We start from the raw sequence: 4,821 nt of genomic DNA, 5'->3' as shown, positions 1-4,821 counted from the left end.
CGTAGACCTCGCCGACCCACAGGGTGGCCGGATCGAGGCTGTGGTTGTTCTCGGCGTTCGCCGCGGCGCTGGCGACAACCTTGTACACGTCCTCGCTGGCCGCCTGCGGAGCGAACCGGAGGATGTCCAGCGCCTCGCCGACCGAGCGCCCGCGCACCAGGTCGACGACCCGGCGGGCCTTCGTCGGCGAGACCCGGACATAGCGGGCCGAGGCCTTGGCCCCGGGAAGACCGGCCCGGGTCAGGCCGTCAACGAGATCGTCAGCCACGGCGTGACCTCCGGTCCTCCTTGACGTGGCCACGGAAGGTCCGGGTCGGGGCGAACTCGCCGAGCTTGTGCCCGACCATGCCCTCGGTGATGAAGACCGGGACGTGCTTGCGGCCGTCGTGCACGGCGATCGTGTGCCCCAGCATGTCGGGGATCACGGTCGACCGGCGCGACCAGGTCTTGATGACGTGCTTGGTGCCCTTGGAGTTCTGCAGATCCACCTTCTTGAGCAGGTGGTCGTCGACGAACGGGCCCTTTTTCAGACTGCGTGGCATGGCTGTGTCTCCTCCTTCCTGCTCAGATCCGATGGGTGCGGCTGGTCGGCGGCGCGCTGGTGGTCGACGCGGCCCGGGGCCTGGAGATCACCACTACCGCCGCCTGTTCTGCTTGCGACGACGCACGATGAGCGCGTCGGACGACTTGCGGGTCGCGCGGGTCCGCCCCTCCGGACGGCCCTTGGGGTTGACGGGGTGACGACCGCCGGAAGTCTTACCCTCACCACCACCGTGCGGGTGGTCGACCGGGTTCATCGCGACACCACGCACGGTGGGTCGGCGACCCTTCCAGCGCATCCGGCCGGCCTTACCCCAGTTGATGTTGCTTTGCTCCGCGTTGCCGACCTCGCCGACCGTCGCGCGGCAGCGCACATCCACGTTGCGGATCTCACCGGAGGGCATCCGCAGCTGAGCGTAGGGGCCGTCCTTCGCGACGAGCTGCACACTCGTGCCGGCGCTGCGGGCGATCTTCGCACCACCACCGGGACGCAGCTCGATGGCGTGCACCACCGTGCCGGTCGGGATGTTGCGCAGCGGCAGCGCATTGCCGGGCTTGATGTCGGCGCCCACGCCGGAGCTGACCGTATCGCCCTGCCTGAGCTTCACCGGCGCGAGGATGTATCGCTTCTCCCCGTCGAGGTAGTGCAGCAGCGCGATCCGGGCGGTGCGGTTGGGGTCGTACTCGATGTGCGCGACCTTGGCCGGCACCCCGTCCTTGTCCCGCCGGAAGTCGATGACCCGGTACGCCCGCTTGTGGCCGCCGCCCTGGTGCCGGGTGGTGATCCGGCCGTGGACGTTGCGCCCGCCCTTGGAGTGCAGCGGGCGGACCAGCGACTTCTCCGGGTGGTCACGAGTGATCTCGACGAAGTCGGCCACGCTCGCACCACGACGCCCCGGCGTCGTCGGCTTGTACCTACGAATACCCATGGCTTCCTACCGTCCTGGACCCACCGCCGCCGCGGAGCGCACGCGCTCAGGCACCGGGGCCTCCGAAGATCTCGATCGTGTCACCGGGAGCCAGGCTCACCAGGGCCCGCTTGGAGGCGGACCGGTGTCCCCAGCCGTGCTTGGTCCGCTTGCGCTTGCCCTGCCGGTTGATGGTGTTCACCCGCAGGACCCGCACATTGAAGATCTGCTGGACCGCGAGCTTGATCTGGGTCTTGTTCGCGTCCGGACGCACGATGAAGGTGTAGACGTTCTCGTCGAGCAGGCCGTAGCTCTTCTCGGAGACGACCGGCCGCAGGATCACGTCACGCGGGTCGGGAATCACTTGTTCTCCTCCGCCCCGGCCACACCTTCGGTGCCCGCGGCAGCCTCGGTCCCGGCGGTAGAGGTCGCCGGACGGGTGTCACGAGCAAGGAATGCGGCCAGCGCCTCCTCGGTGAAGACCACGTCGTCGCTCACCAGCACGTCATAGGTGTTGAGCTGGCCCGGGTCGAGCAGGTGCACCGCCGCGACGTTGCGCAGGCTCTTCCAGGTCAGCTCGTCCGAACGGCTCGCCACCAGCAGCACCCGGCGGGTGTCGGCGATCGTCCGCAGCGCGGTGATCGCGCTCTTCGTCGACGGCGCCTCGCCGGAGACCAGCGAGGACACCACGTGCACCCGGTTGTTGCGGGCCCGGTCGGACAGCGCGCCGCGCAGCGCGGCGGCCTTCATCTTCTTCGGGGTCCGCTGGTCGTATCTGCGCGGCGTGGGGCCATGCACGGTGCCACCGCCGGTGAACTGCGGAGCCCGCAGCGATCCCTGCCGGGCCCGGCCGGTGCCCTTCTGCCGATACGGCTTACGGCCACCGCCGCGGACCTCGCCGCGGGTCTTCGTGTCGTGCGTGCCCTGGCGGGCCGCCGCGAGCTGCGCCACCACGACCTGGTGGATCAGCGGGACGTTGAGCGGCACGTCGAACACGCCACCGGGCAGCTCGACACTGCCGCCGTCGCCCCCGTTCGGCGCGTGCACCGCGACGGTGCGCGTGGTGACGCTCGGGTCGGATGTGGCCACCCGGCTCATGCCGAGACCTCCTCACCGGTATCGGCCGGCTCGGCCGCCGGGGCGATGGTCTCGGGCGCCGGGCGCTTGGCCGCGCTGCGCACGAGGACCAGACCACCGTCCGGGCCGGGCACCGCACCCCTGACCAGCAGATAGCCGCGCTCGGTGTCGACGGCGTGGATCGTCAGCCCCGAGGTCGTTGTGCGCACGTGACCCATCCGGCCGGCCATGCGCAGGCCCTTGAACACGCGACCGGGAGTGGCGCAGCCGCCGACCGACCCCGGCGAGCGGTGCTTGCGCTCGACGCCGTGCCCCGCGCCCAGGCCCTTGAACCCGTGACGCTTCATGACACCGGCGAACCCCTTACCCTTCGAGGTGCCGGTGACGTCGACGACGGTCCCGGCGGAGAACACCTCGCCGGTCAGCTCCTGGCCGGGCCGGTAGTTGCCGGCGTCGGCGGTCCGCAGCTCGACGAGGTGGCGCCGAGGCGTCACCCCACTGGTGGCAAAGTGGCCGCGAGCGGGATTGTTGATCTTACGCGGGTCGATCTCGCCGTAACCGAGCTGCACGGCCGAGTAGCCGTCCGAGTCAGGCGTCTTGACCTGCGTGACGACGTTAGGTCCGGCCTTGATGACGGTGACCGGCACGACGCGGTTGTTCGCGTCCCATACCTGGGTCATCCCGAGCTTGGTGCCCAGGAGCCCTCTGTAGTTGCGGATGAGCATGACTGCGCCGGCCCCTCTTACAGCTTGATCTCGATATCGACGCCGGCGGGCAGGTCGAGGCGCATGAGCGAGTCGACCGTCTTGGGCGTCGGGTCAAGAATGTCGATCAGCCGCTTGTGCGTCCGCATCTCGAAGTGCTCGCGGCTGTCCTTGTACTTGTGCGGCGACCGGATGACGCAGTAGATGTTCTTCTCCGTCGGCAGCGGCACCGGTCCCGCGACCTGCGCGCCCGTCCGCGTCACCGTCTCGACGATCTTCCGCGCCGAGCTGTCGATGACCTCGTGGTCATAGGCCTTGAGCCGGATGCGGATCTTCTGTGCCGCCATGGTGGGCTTCGCCTGTCCTGTCTGTCTCGTCCGGCCGGTATCGCTACCGGGTCACCGCCCGTAGATCCTCACCGCCGGCCGCGCGGCGAGCCTGGCACCGCGCCGCCGGCGGAAAGAATCTGCCGGTTGTACCGCTGTCTCGTGCCGGTCCCGCTCGACGTGTCGACCGGGACCGGGCTGCGTCCCTTACCGGCGGCCGGTTGTCCTCGGCAGCCGAGTCTCGCGAGAGCCCTGCCTGGCCGGGGCGACCCCGCCACACGTGGGGCCGGGCCCCGTCTGGTCAGGCAGCGCAGTGGGCGGTGGGTCCGTACACACGCCCGGACCCACCGCCCACGGCTACTACTTGAGAACCTTCGTGACCTGGCCCGCGCCGACGGTCCGGCCACCCTCGCGGATGGCGAAGCGCAGACCCTCCTCCATGGCGATCGGCTGGATCAGCTCGACCGTCATCTCGGTGTTGTCCCCCGGCATGACCATCTCCGTGCCCTCGGGGAGGGTCACGACGCCGGTCACGTCGGTGGTGCGGAAGTAGAACTGCGGGCGGTAGTTCTTGAAGAACGGCGTGTGCCGTCCGCCCTCATCCTTGTTGAGGATGTAGACGCGAGCCTCGAACACCGTGTGCGGGGTGATCGACTTCGGCTTGACGATGACCTGGCCGCGCTCGACGTCCTCACGCTTGATACCGCGCAGGAGCAGACCGACGTTGTCGCCGGCACGCCCCTCGTCGAGCAGCTTGCGGAACATCTCGACACCGGTCACGGTGGTGGAGGTGGTCTCCGGCTTGATGCCGACGATCTCCACGGTCTCGTTGACCTTGACGATTCCGCGCTCGACGCGGCCGGTGACCACGGTGCCACGACCAGTGATCGTAAAGACGTCCTCGATCGGCATGAGGAACGGCCGGTCGATGTCACGCTGCGGCTCGGGGATCGACTCGTCGACCGCCGCCATGAGCTCGAGGAGCTTGGCGCCCCACTCCTTGTCGCCCTCCAGCGCCTTGAGCGCGGAGACCCGGACGACCGGAACGTCGTCGCCCGGGAACTCGTACGAGCTCAGCAGCTCCCGGACCTCCAGCTCGACGAGCTCGAGGATCTCCTCGTCGTCGACCATGTCGGCCTTGTTCAGGGCGACGACGATGTAGGGCACGCCGACCTGGCGGGCGAGGAGCACGTGCTCCTTCGTCTGCGGCATCGGGCCGTCGGTAGCGGACACGACCAGGATCGCGCCGTCCATCTGGGCGGCACC

The 4,821-nt window shown here is 69.2% G+C and carries 8 protein-coding genes; all 8 read right to left on the bottom strand.

Features of this window, described 5'->3' with window-relative positions:
• On the bottom strand, positions 1-268 hold a 268-nt coding region (gene rplV, locus ACY45C_RS00460; protein ID WP_462185692.1), incomplete at its 3' end, for a 50S ribosomal protein L22.
• Positions 261-542: a 30S ribosomal protein S19 gene (rpsS, locus tag ACY45C_RS00455; RefSeq protein WP_011435043.1), complete on the bottom strand. Its 282-nt coding sequence runs from the start codon at positions 540-542 to the stop codon at positions 261-263. The genes rpsS and rplV, both read right to left, overlap by 8 nt.
• A gap of 93 nt (positions 543-635) precedes the next feature.
• Positions 636-1,469: a 50S ribosomal protein L2 gene (gene rplB / locus ACY45C_RS00450; RefSeq protein ID WP_011435042.1), complete on the bottom strand. Its 834-nt coding sequence runs from the start codon at positions 1,467-1,469 to the stop codon at positions 636-638.
• 46 nt (positions 1,470-1,515) lie between these two features.
• Positions 1,516-1,812 (bottom strand): 50S ribosomal protein L23, encoded by a 297-nt coding sequence (rplW, locus tag ACY45C_RS00445; protein ID WP_011435041.1) that lies wholly within the window; start codon positions 1,810-1,812, stop codon positions 1,516-1,518.
• Entirely contained in the window at positions 1,809-2,546 is a 738-nt protein-coding gene (gene rplD / locus ACY45C_RS00440) for a 50S ribosomal protein L4 (RefSeq protein ID WP_462185691.1), read from the bottom strand. Before rplD ends, rplW begins: the two co-directional genes overlap by 4 nt.
• Positions 2,543-3,250, bottom strand: coding sequence for a 50S ribosomal protein L3 (gene rplC, locus ACY45C_RS00435; RefSeq protein ID WP_462185690.1), 708 nt, complete (start codon positions 3,248-3,250; stop codon positions 2,543-2,545). The genes rplD and rplC overlap by 4 nt, the downstream gene beginning before the upstream one ends.
• Positions 3,251-3,267: 17 nt before the next feature.
• A complete protein-coding gene (gene rpsJ, locus ACY45C_RS00430; RefSeq protein ID WP_007514815.1) occupies positions 3,268-3,576 on the bottom strand; it encodes a 30S ribosomal protein S10 in 309 nt (102 codons plus the stop codon).
• 339 nt (positions 3,577-3,915) lie between these two features.
• Positions 3,916-4,821 (bottom strand): elongation factor Tu (gene tuf, locus ACY45C_RS00425; protein WP_462185689.1); only part of this gene is annotated, 906 nt, incomplete at its 5' end.

It is taken from the genome of Frankia sp. CcWB2, from assembly GCF_977927585.1.
This window is presented reverse-complemented; position numbering and strand designations above follow the sequence as displayed.